At 60.2% G+C, this 17,525-nt stretch carries 15 protein-coding genes; 4 read left to right on the forward strand and 11 right to left on the reverse strand.

The features are described from left to right. Positions 1-53 precede the first annotated feature (53 nt). Positions 54-536: a pyridoxamine 5'-phosphate oxidase family protein gene (locus tag SJY10_RS03100; protein ID WP_386679577.1), complete on the forward strand. Its 483-nt coding sequence runs from the start codon at positions 54-56 to the stop codon at positions 534-536. 68 nt (positions 537-604) lie between these two features. Here the strand turns inward: SJY10_RS03100 and SJY10_RS03105 are convergent, their stop codons facing one another. The 5 genes from SJY10_RS03105 to SJY10_RS03125 all read right to left on the reverse strand — a co-directional run bounded on the left by SJY10_RS03105 (position 605) and on the right by SJY10_RS03125 (position 6,054). Then, positions 605-1,072: an Hsp20 family protein gene (locus SJY10_RS03105; RefSeq protein ID WP_386679578.1), complete on the reverse strand. Its 468-nt coding sequence runs from the start codon at positions 1,070-1,072 to the stop codon at positions 605-607. A 134-nt stretch (positions 1,073-1,206) separates the two neighbouring features. Next, positions 1,207-2,019, reverse strand: a complete 813-nt coding sequence (locus SJY10_RS03110) for a trypsin-like serine peptidase (protein ID WP_386679579.1) — start codon at positions 2,017-2,019, stop codon at positions 1,207-1,209. A gap of 55 nt (positions 2,020-2,074) precedes the next feature. Continuing rightward, positions 2,075-3,478 (reverse strand): glycolate oxidase subunit GlcF, encoded by a 1,404-nt coding sequence (gene glcF, locus SJY10_RS03115; RefSeq protein ID WP_386679580.1) that lies wholly within the window; start codon positions 3,476-3,478, stop codon positions 2,075-2,077. Further along, a complete protein-coding gene (locus SJY10_RS03120) occupies positions 3,478-4,560 on the reverse strand; it encodes an FAD-binding protein (protein WP_386679581.1) in 1,083 nt (360 codons plus the stop codon). Before SJY10_RS03120 ends, glcF begins: the two co-directional genes overlap by 1 nt. Positions 4,561-4,620: 60 nt before the next feature. Then, positions 4,621-6,054, reverse strand: a complete 1,434-nt coding sequence (locus SJY10_RS03125; protein WP_386679582.1) for an FAD-linked oxidase C-terminal domain-containing protein — start codon at positions 6,052-6,054, stop codon at positions 4,621-4,623. Between the two features lie 82 nt (positions 6,055-6,136). Between SJY10_RS03125 and SJY10_RS03130 the strand changes: the two genes are divergently transcribed. After that, positions 6,137-6,835, forward strand: a complete 699-nt coding sequence (locus SJY10_RS03130; protein ID WP_386679583.1) for a DUF599 domain-containing protein — start codon at positions 6,137-6,139, stop codon at positions 6,833-6,835. Then, positions 6,832-7,179 (forward strand): hypothetical protein, encoded by a 348-nt coding sequence (locus SJY10_RS03135; protein WP_386679584.1) that lies wholly within the window; start codon positions 6,832-6,834, stop codon positions 7,177-7,179. Before SJY10_RS03130 ends, SJY10_RS03135 begins: the two co-directional genes overlap by 4 nt. Here SJY10_RS03135 and SJY10_RS03140 read toward each other — a convergent pair. The 4 genes from SJY10_RS03140 to SJY10_RS03155 form a co-directional block, all read right to left on the reverse strand. Then, positions 7,176-9,257, reverse strand: coding sequence for a hypothetical protein (locus tag SJY10_RS03140; protein WP_386679585.1), 2,082 nt, complete (start codon positions 9,255-9,257; stop codon positions 7,176-7,178). The two genes, SJY10_RS03135 and SJY10_RS03140, sit on opposite strands and share 4 nt — an antisense overlap. Positions 9,258-9,336: 79 nt before the next feature. After that, positions 9,337-12,105 carry a DUF4159 domain-containing protein gene (locus SJY10_RS03145; protein ID WP_386679586.1) on the reverse strand — a complete coding sequence of 923 codons (2,769 nt, stop codon included), beginning with the start codon at positions 12,103-12,105 and terminating at the stop codon, positions 9,337-9,339. 130 nt (positions 12,106-12,235) lie between these two features. After that, on the reverse strand, positions 12,236-13,108 hold the full coding sequence (locus tag SJY10_RS03150) for a DUF58 domain-containing protein (protein WP_386679587.1): 873 nt from the start codon (positions 13,106-13,108) through the stop codon (positions 12,236-12,238). Then, a complete protein-coding gene (locus SJY10_RS03155; RefSeq protein WP_386679588.1) occupies positions 13,105-14,109 on the reverse strand; it encodes an AAA family ATPase in 1,005 nt (334 codons plus the stop codon). Before SJY10_RS03155 ends, SJY10_RS03150 begins: the two co-directional genes overlap by 4 nt. Positions 14,110-14,167: 58 nt before the next feature. Between SJY10_RS03155 and SJY10_RS03160 the strand changes: the two genes are divergently transcribed. Further along, positions 14,168-14,761, forward strand: a complete 594-nt coding sequence (locus SJY10_RS03160; protein ID WP_386679589.1) for a DUF1285 domain-containing protein — start codon at positions 14,168-14,170, stop codon at positions 14,759-14,761. Here SJY10_RS03160 and SJY10_RS03165 read toward each other — a convergent pair. Beyond that, positions 14,758-15,852 (reverse strand): sensor histidine kinase, encoded by a 1,095-nt coding sequence (locus SJY10_RS03165; protein WP_386679590.1) that lies wholly within the window; start codon positions 15,850-15,852, stop codon positions 14,758-14,760. The genes SJY10_RS03160 and SJY10_RS03165 overlap by 4 nt on opposite strands. Before the next feature lie 157 nt (positions 15,853-16,009). Beyond that, positions 16,010-17,488, reverse strand: a complete 1,479-nt coding sequence (locus SJY10_RS03170; RefSeq protein WP_386679591.1) for an NAD-dependent succinate-semialdehyde dehydrogenase — start codon at positions 17,486-17,488, stop codon at positions 16,010-16,012. Positions 17,489-17,525 lie beyond the last annotated feature (37 nt).

The following is a 17,525-nucleotide window of genomic DNA, read 5'->3' on the forward strand; positions in this document are numbered from 1 at the left end:
AAATCGCCCCGCTGGCGGGTTCTTGCGGCAACGGACACACAAGGATTAATGCCATGACCAATGACGCCAAAGCCGATTTCTGGGACCGTGTAGAAGGCGTGCAGGCCGGAATGCTGGGCCTGACCCACGACGGCAAGCTGGTGCCGATGTCACCCAATCTGCGCAAGGCGCGCGATGGTAAGATATGGTTCATTGCTGCCAAAGGCGAAGAGCTTGTCGATAACACGTCTGCAACCCCGACAGAGGCACGCTTTGTCATCGCCGATGCCAAATCCGGCCTTTATGCCAACGTCGAAGGCACACTTGCCCATGACAATGACAAAGAGGTTCTGGACGAAATCTGGAACATGGTCGCCTCTGCCTGGTTCGAAGACGACAAGCAGGATCCCGACCTGCGCCTGCTGGCCTTTACCCCGTCGCGGGCGGCAGTCTGGTTGTCGACCACGAGCGGCGTAAAGTTTCTGTACGAAATTGCCAAAGCCAACCTGACCGACACCCAGCCCGATACCGGGTATCAGGCCGAATTGACGTTCTAAACTCGTTATATCGGACGCAAAAAGGGCGGGCCATTCGGCCCGCCCTTAATGTTTAAAGCACCGCTTAATTAGTTGACGGCTTTTGCGTCGACGATATCGGTGCGGGTGGCATTCGATTTCTCGATCGCGATCCGGCGCGGTTTCAATGCTTCGGGCACTTCGCGGACCAGATCGATATGCAGCATACCGTCGACATGGCTTGCGCCCGTCACTCGGACATGGTCGGCAAGATGGAAGCGACGTTCGAACGCACGGGTGGCAATGCCCCGATGCAGGAACTTGCGGGCACTTTCATCCTCGGACTTGCGGCCTGTCACGATCAAAGCGCGGTCATTCACTTCAATTCCAAGGTCGCTGTCGGCAAAGCCGGCGACGGCAATCGAAATGCGCCAAGCGTCATCTTCGGTCTTTTCAATATTATATGGGGGGTAGGTCGATTGGCCGACGTCAGAGGCGAGTGCGCGATCCATCAAGTCGGCAATCTGGTCAAAGCCGACAGTGGCGCGGTAAAGCGGTGTTAAATCATAGCTACGCATCGGGTCATCCTTTTCAAAGCGATAACAGTGACACCTTCCCGCAAAGGGACAGGCGTATCGTATGGACGGCCCATTGTGGCACCGTCCTGACCCATAATGTGGGAAGCGTTTTACTGTCGTTCAAGAGGTGCCTGTTAGGGCCTTACGAACTTGGCACCCGTATCATTTCGCGTACCGCTGCTGGTAAACCGCGGCTGCGGGGCCAGCGCCGGCTGTGCGATTTGCCCTTGGTTCGATCGATGCGCGATCAATACGGCGTCAATGACGGGGGCGGCCGAAACAGCAAGCGATACGGGCGTTCCGTCCGATGTGCCCATCGCTGACATGATGGCGACGATGCGGGACTGCCCGTTCTGTGTCCAGAATACAGGCGCGCCACTGGCCCCGAAATCAGCAGAGCATGACATCATCAGTACGCCGCGCGATTGATCCAGCACATGGCACACCCGTTGCAGACTTGCGGCATTGGCGCGGTCGCGGGCATACGACACGACCGCAACATCCGCCCGCACCAGCGGGGTCGGACCGATACCATAGGGCGTCAGGCTTGGCAGGCGAACCGGGCGTTCAAGTTCAAGCACGGCCAGGTCAACAGCCACGGCACCGTCCTGCGGTCTTTCGCCCTGATGTTGATAGTCCGGATGCGGCGTGACCTTGATGACAGCGCGGGTCGCCATCGCCCTGTCATCGCGCAAACCGGCAAGAAAGGTGAATTGTCTGGCCGGAATGCGGCTGCCATCATCGGCATAGACGCAATGCGCAGCCGTGATGATCATCGTCTCGGAAATCAGCGAGGCTGTGCAAAATCCACTGCCCGCGATGTCGAGGCGCCCGACCGATTGCCAGCCACGACTGCTTTCTCCTGTATCAAGGGACTGCAGGTTCGTATCCTGCGCAGCGGCGATACCTGCCCAAAGCGCCATGACCACTGTCAACAAATGCCGCATGTCTTACCTTGCAATTCGGTTCCCGCAGCTTTGGTCGCACGGGTTTCAGGCCGGATTAAGGCGCCCCGCGCAAATTGGGAACAGGATTGTCCGCGATCTGCCGCGTCAGCGCCGGCGGCTGTGGCCCTCCTGTCGCCCAATCCAGCAGCTCGACGGTGTGCACGATCGGTACGCCGGTGGCGGTGCCGATCTGCATCATGCAGCCGATATTGCCGGCGGCGATAATCTGCGGCGACAACGCCTTCAGCGTTGCCACCTTGCGCGCCTTTAATTGGCCCGAGATTTCGGGCTGCATCAGATTGTAGGTTCCGGCAGAGCCGCAACACAGGTGGCTATCGGCAGGTTCCAACACCGTGAAACCTGCGCGCTTCAGTAACTCTTTGGGCGCGGATTTGATTTGCTGGCCATGTTGCAGGGAACATGCGGCATGATAGGCGACACGCAGGCCGCTGCCTGCGGCGGCGGGCTCTGATGGCAGACGCTTCGCCTCTGTGCCGGCGATGCCGCCCTTTGCCACATTCAGGTCGATATGGGGCGATCTTGCGGGCAATAGATCCAGAATAACTTCGCTTACGTCCCTGGCGATGGCTGAAACACGCGCGGCGTCGGCAGCCAGATCGGTATTGCGGAACATATGGCCGTAGTCCTTGACCGTCGTGCCGCAGCCGGACGTATTGATGACAATGGCATCAAGCCCGCCCGCATCCATTTGGGCGGTCCAGGCACGGATGTTTCTTGCGGCTGTGGCATGGGCCTCTGCCTCCTTGCCCATGTGGTGGGTCAAGGCCCCGCAACAGCCTTGGCCGTCCGGCACCACAACCTCTGCCCCCAGGCGGTTCAGCAGGCGGATTGTGGCATCGTTAATGTCCGTATTCAGCGCGCGCTGGGCGCAGCCGGTCATCAACGCGACACGCATCGCGGGCGCAGTCACGGCAAAGGTTTGCGGGTCATCATTACGGCTGACGGGCGGGATCACCTTAGGTGCCATCTGGATCATAGCGCGCAGGCGCGGATCAGGGACCAGCCCGGCAAAAGGCCGGGCGATCTTAGCCCCTAAAAGCGCAAGCCGGAACCGCCCGGGATAGGGCAAAATGCGGGCAAGTACCCAGCGCAGCAACCGGTCGTCCACAGGGCGCCTGTAATGCGCGTTGATATAGGCACGGGCGTGGTCGACAAGATGCATGTAGTGAACACCTGACGGACAAGTTGTCATACAGGCAAGACAGGACAGGCAGCGGTCAATATGTTTGACGGTTTTCGCATCGGGCACACGCTCGTTTTCCAGCATGTCCTTGATCAGGTAAATGCGCCCCCGTGGACTGTCCAGCTCGTCCCCGAGCACCTGATAAGTGGGACATGTGGCGGTGCAAAAACCGCAGTGCACGCAGGCGCGTAGAATTTGGTTGGCCCGCGCCGTGCCGGGATCCTGCAGCTGCTGCTTGGTAAATGTCGTTTGCATCAGCCCATCACTCCGGCATTCAGAACTCCGCGCGGATCAAAGCGCTGTCGCAAACCGTGGCTTAACGCAGCAATAGCGGCCGGTTCGGGATGAAAGCGCAGTATAGCATCAGTGTTGGCCCCCCGCACCCGTTGCGCATGGCCGCTGGTGATACTGCTTCGTAAATCTCGTCCTGCATCGCACAGAACCCACAGCAATCCGCCACCCCAATCGGCCATGATCTGCACATCACCTGCGCCCCGAAGGGCCGCAACCGTTACAGGCATCGCTGATGGACGAATGGACACACGCCAGACATCGCCGGGCTGCCCGGCAAAGGCACGGACGTCGCGTACGGCGGACCAATCTACTTCTTCAGCCTTCACAGCACCAAACGGTGCCAACACCTCGGCCAACCGGTCCCTGCGGTAGGAAACGGAATCGCTGAAACCTTCCAACCGCACCATGGCCGCCCCATCCACCCATGCGGCCCCGGTCACATCATAGGGCGAGCCGAGGGCCGTTGACATGGCAGCTATCGCCTGTTCTGCGTCCAATCCGGCAATCGAAAGCGTCGCCACGGCTTGCGGCATGGGCAATACTTTCAGACTGACCTCTGACATGACACCAAGCGTACCATGCGCACCGGCCAGCAATTTAACCAAATCATAACCGGTTACGTTCTTCATCACGCGGCCGCCATTCTTGATGATATTCCCCGCACCATCGACAAACCGCACCCCCAGCAGATGATCGCGGCAAGCTCCGACCTGAATGCGGCGCGGACCACTGGCGTTTGTTGCGACCACGCCGCCAATGGTCGGCGTGCCATCGGTGCCAAGCAACGCGCGCATATCTGTCGGCTCGAAAGCCAGACGCTGGCCTTCAGCTGCTAAAACAGCTTCGACTTCCGACAGCGGTGTCCCCGCCTGCACGACCAACGTCAGCGCGCCGGGCTCGTATAGTGTGACCCCGCTTAAACCCGATGTCGTCAGCACCTCGCCGCGTGCAAACACATCGCGCGTTCCTCCGCCCCGCACCGCAATAGGATCCGCAACATTACGGATCATGTCCGCCAATTCGTCTTCGCTTGTCGGCACCATCAGCGGTCCTGCCTTCTTCTGGTCAAAAATATCCCGGGGGTTTGGGGGCTGGCCCCCAAGCTACGCCGCGCGATGGCTTTCGCTCGCATCCAGCGGAAATACCTTGGCCGGATTCAGCAGCCAGCCCGGATCGAACACATCCTTGACCGCCATCTGCGCATCCAGATCTGCGGCGTTGAACTGCACGTGCATTAAGTCACGCTTTTCAATGCCCACGCCATGCTCCCCTGTCAGACATCCGCCCACGTCGACGCAAAGCTTCAGGATCGCCGCGCCAAACGCTTCGCAGCGTTCCAGATCGCCGGGCAGGTTTGCGTTATACAGGATCAGCGGATGCATGTTGCCGTCACCGGCATGGAACACGTTGGCCACATCCAGTCCGTATTCAACAGACATTTCGCGAATTCGGTCCAGCACACGGGGCAATTCCGTCACCGGGATCGTACCATCGAGGCACATGTAGTCGTTGATCTGTCCCATCGCACCAAAGGCCGACTTGCGGCCCAGCCAAATGCGTGCGGCCTGATCGGCGTCCCGGGCTTCGCGCACTTCGACCGGGTTGTGGCGGGCAGCAATCTCTCCGATCAGTGCCAGTTGGTGGTCAATTTCGACGTCAGAGCCTTCGACCTCGATGATCAGCAGTGCCTCGCAATCAGGGTAGCCTGCCTTGGCAAAGGCTTCGCAGGCGACAATGCACGGGCGGTCCATAAACTCGATGGCAACAGGCAGCACGCCCGCCTTGATGATATCCGACACACAGGCCCCGGCCACGGCATTGCTGTCAAAGCCGATCAGGACGGGGCGCGCGCCTTCGGGTTTGCGCAAAATGCGCAGGGTCGCTTCTGTCACAATCCCAAGCTGTCCTTCGGATCCGCAGATGACACCCAGCAGGTCCAGCCCCGGCGCATCCAGATGGCCGCCCCCGATTTCGATAACGGTGCCGTCCATCATCACCATCGTCACGCCCAAAAGGTTGTTTGTCGTTACCCCATACTTCAGGCAATGCGCCCCGCCAGAGTTCATGGCGATGTTGCCTGCAATCGCGCAGGCCAGCTGGGACGACGGATCGGGCGCATAGAAGAAACCCTCTGCTTCGACTGCGCCCGTGACGGACAGGTTCGTGCGTCCGGTCTGCACGCGTATGATCCGGTCGGCATAATCGGTTTCCAGCACCGCATTCAGCCGGGCCACGCCAAGTATCACGCTATCCGCTGTTGGCATCGCGCCGCCTGCCAAAGATGTCCCCGACCCGCGGGGCACGACAGGCACGCCCATGTCATGACAGATCCGCAGGACATCCGACACTTCTTGCGTTGATGCAGGCAGGACCGCCAGCAGGGGCGGGCAACGATAGGCGGACAGGCCATCGCATTCATAGGCGCGGGTTTCGGCAACGTCGGTGATGACCGCATCCTCGGGCATGACGCTGCGCAAGCGCGCGGCAAGCTGATCCTTCAGCGCGATGACGCTGGCATTGGGCTGTGGCATCTGCATCGCAAGTCCCCCTATAATTGGTAAAATATTATAACCAATTTGCGGCGCTGGCAAGAAGTCCTTCCCATGCTAAGGATTGACGATGATAATTACCTCTCATCTTGCGGCGCTGGGCATCATTGATGTTGCGGCGCTTGGTCTGATCATTGGGCTTTGGATCGTACTTGGCTGGTTGATCGAACACCCTAGCGCCCGCCGGCCATCGGTGACCGTGCTCGTGGCGCAGCGGCGGCGCGACTGGATGAAGGTATTTGTCACCCGCGATCCCCGAATTTTCGATAGCCAGATCCTGTCTAGCCTGCGACAGGGCACATCCTTCTTCGCCTCTACAAGTCTGCTGGCGATCGGCGGCGTGCTTGCCTTGATCGGCAACACCGATCCCCTGCGCGGCGTCGCGGCAGAGGTTATGCTTGCAGAAACACCAACTCTGGTCTGGCAAATCAAACTCGGCCTTGTGACGTTGTTTCTTGTCACGGCTTTTCTGAAGTTTGTCTGGTCCAACCGTGTTTTTGGCTATTGCTCTGTCCTGATGGCTGCCGTGCCGCAGGATCCGGATGATCCTTCAGCCTATCCTCTGGCTGCCCAAGCCGGAGAGTTGAACGTCCGTGCTGCCATGAACTTCAATCGCGGTTTGCGGGCCATGTATTTCGCTTTGGGTGCACTTGCCTGGCTGATCGGGGCATGGGCGATGATCCTTGCCACGGTCATCGTAGGCTGGACAATATGGAGCCGCGAATTCGCATCTGTCCCGCGTCGCATTCTGCTCGGAGAAGATTTATGATCCGCCTTCTGATTATCGCAAGCGTGCTTGCTAATCCTGTTCTGGCCGAAAGCCCGGCGATTAGGGATGTGATTGCAACGCCGACGGGTGCCGGTTGGTACATCGACGTGACCTTGGCCCATCCTGATACGGGCTGGGATCATTATGCCGACGGTTGGCGAATTGAAGATGAAAAAGGCAATGTTCTCGCAACCCGCACCCTGTTGCATCCTCATGTGAACGAACAGCCGTTTACCCGCGGGCTGGCAGTCGAACAGGAACTTCCGGCCCGCATCGTCGTGCGGGCCAGTTGCAATGTCGATGGTTGGGCTGCCACAGCTACACCTGTCGAATTTTCGCGCTAGGTCCTGCGCCCGCGCCCCTCGCGCAGCCAGGCCCCGACCGTCAAAAGCGATGCGATCAGCAAAAACGCCCAGGCTGGCAATATTGGCGTGATGCTGACAGCCGCTGTGCGGTAGGCACCGCGCGGCGTGATGCCAAGCCAGCCGCGTCCCGCAGCAGGGCGGCCTTCGCGGACACTGCGCAGGTCGATATCGCCACTGGAAATGGCAGCGATCCCGCCGCGGGTCTCGTCAATGGACGGTTGTAATAGGTCGCCCGTTGCAATGGTCTGCTCGAACTCCTTGGGGGCTGCCGGTCCCAAGGCAATGACGCTTTCAAGGGTGCCATCAGTCAAGCGATACAGGCCGACGTCAGGTGCCGTCCAAAGAGCCTCGAAGCGGCCGGGGCTAACCTCTTCCAGTGCAAGTTCGGTTTCAGTGCCGTCGGGGCCGGTGACTGTCACGTCAGGCGTATTATCCTCCAGCGTGCGGCGAATGATCCGCATCGTCTGCCCTGTCGGTTCAACCCAAAGCGCCTCTTCCTCCAACTCGGGTTCCTTCATCATCCAATGGGCAAGCCGGCGCAGCAATTCGGCCTGAGGACCGCCACCCTCATAGCCGCGATCCCAAAGCCAGCTCTGGTCGCTGGCCAGCAGCGCGACCCGACCTTCGCCAACGCGGTCCAGTGTCAGCAGTGGCCGGTCGTCCAGTCCGGTCATCAGAACTTCTGCATTTTCTGTCACCGTTGTATCGACCAGGCGCAGCCAGCGGCCCCAGCCGGGGCCGGTCCCGTCTGCCTTGGGGGGCGACATGGCCTCCAACCCTTCGGTCACTGGATGTCGCTCGCCCAGATCACTGACCTGTGGCACGAAACCTTCTTCGAACACGCGGGCTGTCGGCGCGCCGGGCAATATCGATTCCAGCGGAGAGCGATAGATGCTTTCGGCACTGCCGTATTCAGGCCCCGACGACACCAGAACCGCGCCCCCGTTGCGCACATAGTTTGCAATGTTTTCCAGATAGAGCGCAGGCAAAATACCGCGGCGCCGGTAGCGGTCAAAGATAATCAGATCGAAATCCTCGATCTTTTCCATGAACAATTCCCGTGTCGGAAACGCGATCAACGACAGTTCTTCTACAGGGACACCGTCCTGCTTTTCCGGCGGACGCAGAATGGTAAAGTGTACCAGATCAACCGCCGCATCTGCCTTCAGCAAATTGCGCCAGGTCCGCTCGCCCGCATGGGGCTCTCCACTGACAAGCAGCACACGCAGCCGGTCGCGCACGCCGTTGATCTGCACAACGGCCGCATTGTTGCGCGGTGTCAGTTCGCCGCTCACGGCGGGGGTTTCAAATTGCAGGACGTTCATCCCGCCATGTGGCAGGTCAACCGGAAGCTCGATATCCTGACCAACGGGGATCTGAAACTGCATCGCTTCGCCGCCATCGATGCTGATGGTCAGGGGGGCAAAGGCATCGCGCTGCGGCGCTGCACCCTGATCCTCGACCCGCAATGTCAGTGTCACCGGTTCACCCAGAATGGCAAAGGCAGGAGCATTCAAGACGACAAGCCGCCGATCCCAATCATCCGGCTGTCCTGTCAGCAAAGCATGCAACGGCGCCGGCAAGGCAGGCACGCGTTCCAGATCGTGCAAACGCCCGTCTGTCAGCAAAATAACACCGGCAATCCGTCCTTGCGGCTCTTCGGCCAGAGCATCGGACAGACCCGTCATCAACTGCGTACCGCTGTCCTCCGCACCGTCACCGACCGTTACAATGCGCAACTCTGTATATTCTAGTCCGGCAACTTCGGCGCGGACATTTGCGATCGCGGCCTCGGTCTGGACCGTGCGATCACTGATCCGCTGACTGGCAGAGGCATCGACCACCAGCACGACGATATCGGACAGCGCCTCGCGATCTTCCGACTGTACAGCGGGATTCAGCAGTGCTGCCAGCAAGGCCAGCCCCGCCAACCCCCGCAGCCACCAGCCCGGCAACCGTCGCCAGACGGCCAGCCCAACCCCAAGCGCAACCAGCGCGCCGACAATGTATATCGCCAGCGGCGGCAATAACGGATCAAGCACAACAGTCCCGGTCAAAGCGCAAGTCCCCTGCTTCTTCTGGTTCTAAATATCCCCGCCGGAGGCATCCCGCCCTGGCAAAGCGCGCAACAGCAGATCATTGCCCCAACCTTTCCAGCAGGTTCGGCACATGGACCTGATCTGATTTATAATTGCCCGTCAGCACATGCATGATCAGGTTCACGCCAAAGCGATAGGCGTATTCGCGCTGAATCTCACCGGCCTGGCCGCGGCCCACGGGAAACATCTTGCTGCCCCGGGCATCGACGGCCCAGGCGCGGGCCCAGTCATTTCCGCCGATCACGACCGGCGTGACGCCATCGTTCAGATTTCGAAACGGCATTCCGTCAGCCAGTTCTGCATCCGGCGGCGCTGCTTCGACCCAGACATCGCGGCTGTCAGTGCGACCTGGGAAATCCTGAAGCAAATAGAAAGCCCGCGTCAGAACATGATCTTCGGGGATCGGTTCAAGCGGCGGAATATCAAGGGATCGCGCGATGACCTGCAGCTGCCGGCCTTGCGGACTGGCAGAGCCGAAACGCGCGGTATCAGCGTCGCGGGTGTCGAACAAAATCATGCCGCCCGATCGCAGGTAGCGGTTCAACTTGGCATAGGCGTCCCGGCTGGGCAGGGGGGCGCCGGGCACGACAGGCCAGTACAAGAAGGGAAAGAATGCTAGCTCGTCGCGTTCCAGATCAACGGCCATCGGGGCTGCAGGCTCGATCGACGTGCGCCGGAACAGCGTATCCGATAAACCGCGCAGACCTGCCTCTGATACGTCGTCAATCTGTGCATCGCCAGTTGTCACATAGCCTAGGACAACGCTGCTGGTTGCCTGAATTGCGAAATTGTCAGTGTCCTGCGCCGCGCTTGTCTTTGGCGTGAATCCAATCAACAGCACAAGCAGCATGACTGCCGTGATGTCGGCACGCGGCCCGCGCAGGCGTCCACCAACGGCAAGCGAGGCAATGACATCTAGCATCAACATAAGCAGCGCAGCAGCCAGCAGCCAGCCTTGCAAAGGCGTTTCCGCGCGTACTTCCAATCCTTCGACAGGGGTTCCAGCCGGCCATTGCGCCGTCGACAGCACGGTGTCCGGGCCCACAACATTCACTGCCATGCGGGCGTCATCATCGGCATAAAGGCCGGGAGGCAGATCAGGTCCGGCGGTCCCTTGGGCAATCACGGCACCTGCGACCCCGGCTTGCGTGCGGGCGTCGTTCATCCGCCCAAAGGCATCCATCTGCGATTGAGGAAGCCAGACAGTTCCATCCAGGTCCGCCAGTTCCGGCGTACTGACACGGGCAGAGATAGCGAGCCGTTCCAGCATCTGTACAAATAATCCTGACAAGGGCAGCGTCGACCATTCGGCGTTTGCCGTGACGTGCATCAGTACGATCTGCCCTTCCCCCACGATTTTGCGTGTGACCAGCGGCGTGCCGTCCGTAAGCTGCGCGATGGATCGATCGGCCAAAGCCGGATCGGGCTGCGCGACAACCTGAGAGGTGACCGTAACGTCCTCGGGAATTTGCAGGCCAAAGAAAGGAGAGTTTTCTTGGAAAGGTGCGAGCGATTTAGGCTCTCCCCAGCTGAGGGCACCGCCAACGCTGCGACCACCGGCACGCAGGCGGATGGGCAACAGTGGGTCTTCGCTGGTGCGGCCAACATCAGACGCCGCAAGGCGCGGGCCGGCAAAGCGCAGCAAGAGCCCGCCATTTTCGACCCATTCAAGCAGCAATTCTTCCTCGGTTCCGGCCAGGTTCGCTACATCGGCCAGGATCACGACATCCGGATTGGCCTGCAGCACATCAGCGAGAGTTCCGTCAATCAGATCGGCGGTTGGGGACAGGGCTTCGCGCAGGTAATAGAGCGGCGATAACAGGTTCAGGCCTTCAGCCTCTCCTCCGCCGGAAATCAGCGCAACTTCGCGGCGGCGCAATGCGTCGTCGGTCAAGGTCACGGCCCCGGCGGACCGGACGGCTGCGACGGCAAATCTGCTGACGCGGTTGCGCAGTTCGGGCGGCAGGGACAGGGTGACCTCTGCCGTGTTATTGCCAGCGCCAAAGGTCATGTCGACTGCGGCAAGCACACGTTCAGCGCCTGCCGGATCAAGGCCAATTGCTTGCACGGGCACGGTCAGTTCCGGGCCGCTGGGGGTGCGCACGCCGGACAGGGCAATGGTGCCATCTTCGAACCGGGCGGGGCGCAGGGCGACGGTACTGCGCGGAGTCTGGAAAATGGTCACGGTACCGCGCGCCTCTAGCGCGGTCAGCAGGGCAGCGCGGCTGTCGCGGGCAAGACCGTCTGACAACCAAAAGGTTTCGAAACTGCCGGTCAGGGTGCCCGCGAAGCCTGCAACGGCGTCTGGCTTGGGTTCCCACGCGGCAGGGGTTATGTTGGGCAGCTGCTGCGACACGGCCGCAGCCGGCTGAAAGTTCGGGCCGTCAATTGGCGGCGCGGTTAGCGTCACGATGGCAGCGGTGCGGCCTGCCCGTGCCGCTTCGTCCAGCAGGGTTGACATGCGGTCGGTCCGCGCTTCCCAGTCGCGGGCATCTGCCCATGTGCCGTCAGCGATGATCAACAAAGGTCCGGTCCCCGGCCGGGCGGGTTGCGGGTTCAGGATCGGCCCGGCAAATCCGATGATCACCGCAGCAACAGCCGCAAGGCGCAACAGCAGCAGCCACCACGGGGTGCGGTCCGACTGGCTTTCTGCATCGGCAAGACCCAGCAGCAATGCCACGCCGGGAAAACGGCGCCGGATCGGTGCAGGCGGCACAGCGCGCAGCAGGATCCACAAGACTGGCAGTGCAATAAGGCCGAGCAAAAGCCAGCCTGACGTAAAGGCGAGGGGGCCGAAGGTGAACATCAGGCGGGCCTTTTGCTAGGGGCGACGTCTTGGGGCTCTGCCGTCGCCATTGTCTCTTGGACCAATGGCGCGACAACCGCGACCCCCGTTATATTTTTGACCAGAAGAATGGTGAACCAACGGCAGCGTTTCATGCGGGCTGCGCGAGGGATTGGTAAAGCCAAAGCAGCGCCTGTGTTGCAGGGGCATCGGTATGATGGGTGCTGAATTGCCAACCGGTCGTGCGGGCCAATTGAGTCAGATGTTCCTTTCGCGCTGCCAGGCGATCAAGGTATCGATTCCGCAGATCAGCTGCCTTTAGGGTTTCGTGGCGCAAGGCACCCGTCATAGATTCAAAAATGGTGCGACCGTCGAAAGGGAACGCTTCTTCTTGTGGGTCGAGGATTTGAACCAGAGCGCCGCGGATGCCCTGATCGGCAGCGCGGGTCAGGGTATCCTGAATCCCGGTCATATCGCCCATAAAGTCCGATATAAGGATGGCGCGGGATTGCGGAGCCATGCCACGCGCATCGGGCAGGGCGTAATCGGCGGCGTCATCCTGCGCCAAAAGTGCGGCCATCTGCACAAGCTGCGCCGCGCCGCGCCGCGCAGGCAGGTCATCACCTGTCAGGCCGACGCGTTCGCCGCCGCGGACCAACAAGATTGCACATGCCAGGGCCAGTGTGCGGGCAACATCTGCCTTTTCAGGTAAATCCTCCGTCGAGGAAAAACGCATGGAGGCACCGCGATCCACCCAGAGCATGATGGATTGCGCGATCTGCCATTCCTTATCCTGAACAAAGCTGACGTCTGACCGGGCCGATCGGCGCCAGTCGATGCTGCGGGCATGATCGGTGCTTTGTGCGGGGCGGTATTGCCAAAAGGTATCGCCGATGCCTGCCCTGCGCCGGCCGTGATCACCAAGGATCACGGTGCTTGCCAACTGCTCTGCCGCGGCCAGCAGGGGCGGCAGCGTGCTGGCCTGATGTTCAGCCGCGGCGCGAAGGGCAAGGGGGTCCATCATGCGGCGCGGGTGGTCCGGGTGACGTCAGCGGCGATGGTGTCGATGATCGCGTCCAGATTTTCGCCGCGCGCGCGGGCGGCAAAGGACAGGGCCATGCGGTGTTTCAGCACCGGGCCTGCCATGATGCGCACGTCATCTGCGGTGGGGGCAAGGCGGCCTTCCAGCAAGGCCTGCGCCCGGACGCACATCATCAGCGCCTGCGCTGCACGCGGGCCGGGGCCCCAGCTGACGGCGCTGCGGATCGTGGCGGGGGCATCGGCATCCGGGCGGCAGGACCGCACCAGATCAAGGATCATTTCGACAATCGCATCGCCAACGGGCATGCGGCGCAACAGGGTTTGCGCAGCCAGTAGCTCGTTTGCGCTAAAGACAGCGGTTGCCTGATCTTCGGTCGCGCCGGTGGTGGCAATCAGGATATCACGTTCTGTCGCGCGGTCGGGATAGGGCACATCGATCTGCACCAGAAAGCGGTCAAGCTGCGCCTCTGGCAATGGATAGGTGCCTTCCTGTTCGAGCGGGTTTTGGGTTGCAAGCACGTGGAACGGGCGGCCAAGGGGCCGATGCTGGCCGGCGATGGTAACTTCGCGTTCCTGCATAGCCTGCAGCAAAGCGGACTGCGTGCGCGGCGAGGCGCGGTTGATTTCATCCGCCATCAAAAGCTGGCAAAAAATCGGACCTTCAACAAATCGGAACTGGCGCGTGCCGTCGGGAAGGCTGTCCAGCACTTCTGACCCCAGAATATCGGCGGGCATTAGGTCGGGCGTGAACTGGATGCGGTTGCCGTCCAGCCCCATCACGGTTGACAGCGTATCGACCAGACGGGTCTTGCCGAGGCCGGGCAAACCGATCAGAACGGCATGACCACCGCAGATCAGCGCGGTCAGCGTCAAATCGACGACACGGTCCTGCCCCAAAAAGCGGCTGGCAATAGAGGCACGCGCCTGTGCCAGCTTTTGGCCCAATGTTTCGATTTGAGTAACCAGATCGTCGGTGTCGGACATGACAATGCCTCCTGCAATTCTATGTCTGCCATATCAGCACTTATCTCGGTTGGCCCCAATGGCAAAAGCAACAGATGCACAAAAGAACGTGACACCCAGCGCCGAAGGGCTGGCTGCCGCCGCCCGCAACGCCCAAAGCGGCAAAGGTCTGCCGCCGGTGCATCTGTGGAACCCGCCACATTGCGGGGATATTGACATGCGCATTGCACGGGACGGGACATGGTTTTATCAAGGCACCCCCATTGGGCGGCCTGCACTGGTGCGGCTGTTTTCCACAATCCTGCGGCGCGATGGTGACGATTATGTTCTGGTCACGCCGGGGGAAAAGGTCGGGATCACGGTCGAGGACGCACCCTTTGTTGCGGTCGATTTCCAGCAACGCGGGGATGACCTGATTTTTGAAACAAATGTTGGCGATTTTGTAACTGCCGACGCGGATCACCCCATACGGGTCACACGCGATGCGGTCACCGGAGAGCCGTCACCCTATGTCATGGTGCGCAGCAGGCTGGAGGCCCTGATAGATCGCAAAAGCTTTTACCGCTTGGTGGATTTGGGACAGATCCGGACCATGGACGGTGTCGAATGGTTCGGCCTGCGGTCTGGCGGAGAGTTTTTTTCGATCATCCCGGCGGACGAGTTGCCTGATTAGACTGGCTTAAAGCTCATTTCCACGACGTAGCCGTCCGGCGTGCTGCGACGATCAACGGTGGCAGCGATCTGCTGGGCAGAGGCATCCATAATGCGCAGTCCCAGCGATATCATGGCATCGCGGGTCGCCTCGTCTTCGATCGCGCCGACCCCGTTATCGCGGCAGATCATCTTGACAGTGCCGTCTGGCGCATAGGCGAGGGAGACATGTACAGTGCCGGACTGGTCCGCCGGAAACGCATGTTTGATCGCGTTCGCAATGCATTCTGATGCAACAACTGCAAGTGCTGTGGCTTCGGTTGAGGCCAGTTCGAAGTTGGCAATATCGGACGTGATACGCACATTGTCCGGGCAGGTGGCTGCCAGATGGCCCAGGACGCCATCCATAAAGGGTTTCATGTTGACCTTTGCGATGCTGCTGGACTGATGCAGTTCGCGGTGCAGCGCAACAATTGCCGCGACACGGCGTTCGACGGCGGCAAATGCAGTCAGCGCGGCGGGATCAGTCATCTTGCTTGCGTAAAGTCGCAGCAGGGATTGGACAGTCTGCAGCGAATTCTTGACCCGGTGGTCCATCTCTCCGCGCAGGATTTCTTGATTGCGCAGGGTACGACGCAATTCAAGCTGGTTCATGACTTGCCGCGCCAAAGTCCGCAGCGTCTGTCGCTGCAGATCGGTCAACTGACGCGGTTTGTCGTCCAGTACACACAAGGTTCCGATCGCCAGGCCGTTCGGCGCGCGTAGCTGAACGCCTGCGTAAAACCGCATCCCCTTTTCGGTAATGATCAGATGGTTATCAGCTGTGCGCGGGTCCTGTGTGGTGTCTTCGATTTCCAGCAGTTCGTCCTGCAGCAGAGCGTGATCACAGATTGCTGAATCCCGCGGTGTGTCGATGTCGACGAACCCATGCTTGGCCTTGAACCACTGACGCGATTCATCAACAAGCGACACAAGCGAAACTTTGGTTTCGCAAATGCGCGAGGCAAGCGCGACCACATCGTCAAAGTCGGATTCGGCTGGCGTGTCGATAATATCGTAATCAGCAAGCGTCAGCAGGCGATCGGCTTCTTGCGGATGGGTCGGAGCTCGCATGGCTTTTATTCCAGTAAGGCAAAGTTACGGACGCCCGTATGTCGCCTGACATACGCAGTGATGCAAGACGCTAAACCTATGCTGTTATGGGATAACGTGAAAAGGCCGCCATCGCATATCGATGGCGGCCCTTGTTTCTAAAACCAGCGCAGTAAAATCAGATGTTTGTGCAGATATATTTCATTTCAAGGTAGTCATCGGTACCGTGATGGCTGCCTTCGCGGCCAAGGCCGGACTGCTTCACGCCGCCGAACGGGGCCACCTCTGTGCTGATGACGCCGGTGTTTACGCCGACGATGCCGTATTCCAACGCTTCCTGAACTTTGTAAACGCGGCTGATATCCTTGGCATAAAAGTAGGACGCCAGGCCGAAGATCGTGTCATTGGCCATGGCAATAACGTCGTCTTCATCCTCGAACATGAACAGCGGGGCGAATGGGCCAAAGGTTTCTTCGGTCGCAACCTTCATGTCCTGCGTCGCGCCAGTCACAATGGTTGGCTGAAAGAATTGACCGCCTAGCGCGTGCTCTTCCCCGCCGGAGATCAATTTGCCGCCCTTGGCCAGCGCGTCGGCAAGATGCTCTTTGACCTTTTCCTTGGCGGATGGCTCGATCAGCGGGCCAAGATCGGTTCCAACCGTCAGGCCGTCGCCGACCTTTAGCTTTTCGACCGCAATTTTCAGCTTTTGCGCAAATTCGTCATAGACGCCTTTTTGCACATAGATCCGGTTGGCACAGACGCAGGTCTGGCCGTTGTTACGGAATTTGCAGGCAATCGCGCCTTCGACGGCGGCGTCAATGTCGGCGTCGTCGAACACGATGAACGGCGCGTTGCCGCCAAGTTCCATCGAGCATTTCATGACCTGATCGGCCGCCTGTTTCAGCAGGATGCGGCCAACCTCGGTCGAGCCGGTAAAGGTCAGTTTGCGCACGATCGGGTTTTCGCAGAATTCTTTGCCGACTTCGGACGACGACGAAGACGTAACGACAGAAAACACACCTTTTGGCACGCCTGCTTCCTCGGCAAGTTTGCCCATCGCCAGCGCAGACAGCGGCGTCAGGGACGCGGGGCGCACGATAAAGCCGCAACCGACGGCCAACGCGGGCGCGACCTTGCGCGCGATCATGGCGTTGGGAAAGTTCCATGGCGTGATGGCGGCAGCAACGCCGATGGGCTGCTTGACGACCATGATGCGGGTGTTGGGCGTGTGACCGGGGATGGTTTCGCCGTAGTTGCGTTTTGCTTCTTCGCCGAACCATTCGATGAAACCGGCACCGTAAGCGACTTCTCCGCGGCTTTCCGTCAACGGTTTACCTTGTTCGGCGGTCATGATGATCGCCAGATCTTCTTGATGTTCCATCATCAGGTCGAACCACTTGCGCATCACCGCGGCGCGGGCTTTGCCCGTTTGTGCGGCCCAGCCTTTGCGTGCCTTGTCGGCAACCGCGATGGCGGCGTTGATTTCGTCGCGGCTTAGGTCGGGGACCGTCGCGATGACGTCGCCGCGGGCAGGGTTTGTTACGTCAATCGTTTTGCCGGATTTCGCGTCAACCCATTCGCCCGCCAAAAAGGCCTGCTGGCAAAGCAGGTCCGGACGCTTGAGTTGGCTGGCAAGGTCTGTCTTCTGGTCAAGCATGGCGCTCTCCGCAATTCAGGATAGGGTTACGACTGGC

The organism is Loktanella sp. R86503, assembly GCF_042466455.1.
Classification (GTDB): domain Bacteria; phylum Pseudomonadota; class Alphaproteobacteria; order Rhodobacterales; family Rhodobacteraceae; genus Loktanella.

Bases quoted from the DNA above. Each gene is read 5' to 3' on its own strand.
- SJY10_RS03125 (WP_386679582.1), bottom strand. From the start codon at position 6,054: ATGCAGATGCCACAGCCCAATGCCAGCGTCATCGCGCTGAAGGATCAG.
- SJY10_RS03170 (WP_386679591.1), bottom strand. From the start codon at position 17,488: ATGCTTGACCAGAAGACAGACCTTGCCAGCCAACTCAAGCGTCCGGAC.
- SJY10_RS03105 (WP_386679578.1), bottom strand. From the start codon at position 1,072: ATGCGTAGCTATGATTTAACACCGCTTTACCGCGCCACTGTCGGCTTT.
- SJY10_RS03110 (WP_386679579.1), bottom strand. From the start codon at position 2,019: ATGCGGCATTTGTTGACAGTGGTCATGGCGCTTTGGGCAGGTATCGCC.
- SJY10_RS03155 (WP_386679588.1), bottom strand. From the start codon at position 14,109: ATGTCCGACACCGACGATCTGGTTACTCAAATCGAAACATTGGGCCAA.
- glcF (WP_386679580.1), bottom strand. From the start codon at position 3,478: ATGCAAACGACATTTACCAAGCAGCAGCTGCAGGATCCCGGCACGGCG.
- SJY10_RS03120 (WP_386679581.1), bottom strand. From the start codon at position 4,560: ATGGTGCCGACAAGCGAAGACGAATTGGCGGACATGATCCGTAATGTT.
- SJY10_RS03145 (WP_386679586.1), bottom strand. From the start codon at position 12,105: ATGTTCACCTTCGGCCCCCTCGCCTTTACGTCAGGCTGGCTTTTGCTC.
- SJY10_RS03130 (WP_386679583.1), top strand. From the start codon at position 6,137: ATGATAATTACCTCTCATCTTGCGGCGCTGGGCATCATTGATGTTGCG.
- SJY10_RS03160 (WP_386679589.1), top strand. From the start codon at position 14,168: ATGGCAAAAGCAACAGATGCACAAAAGAACGTGACACCCAGCGCCGAA.
- SJY10_RS03135 (WP_386679584.1), top strand. From the start codon at position 6,832: ATGATCCGCCTTCTGATTATCGCAAGCGTGCTTGCTAATCCTGTTCTG.
- SJY10_RS03100 (WP_386679577.1), top strand. From the start codon at position 54: ATGACCAATGACGCCAAAGCCGATTTCTGGGACCGTGTAGAAGGCGTG.
- SJY10_RS03150 (WP_386679587.1), bottom strand. From the start codon at position 13,108: ATGATGGACCCCCTTGCCCTTCGCGCCGCGGCTGAACATCAGGCCAGC.
- SJY10_RS03165 (WP_386679590.1), bottom strand. From the start codon at position 15,852: ATGCGAGCTCCGACCCATCCGCAAGAAGCCGATCGCCTGCTGACGCTT.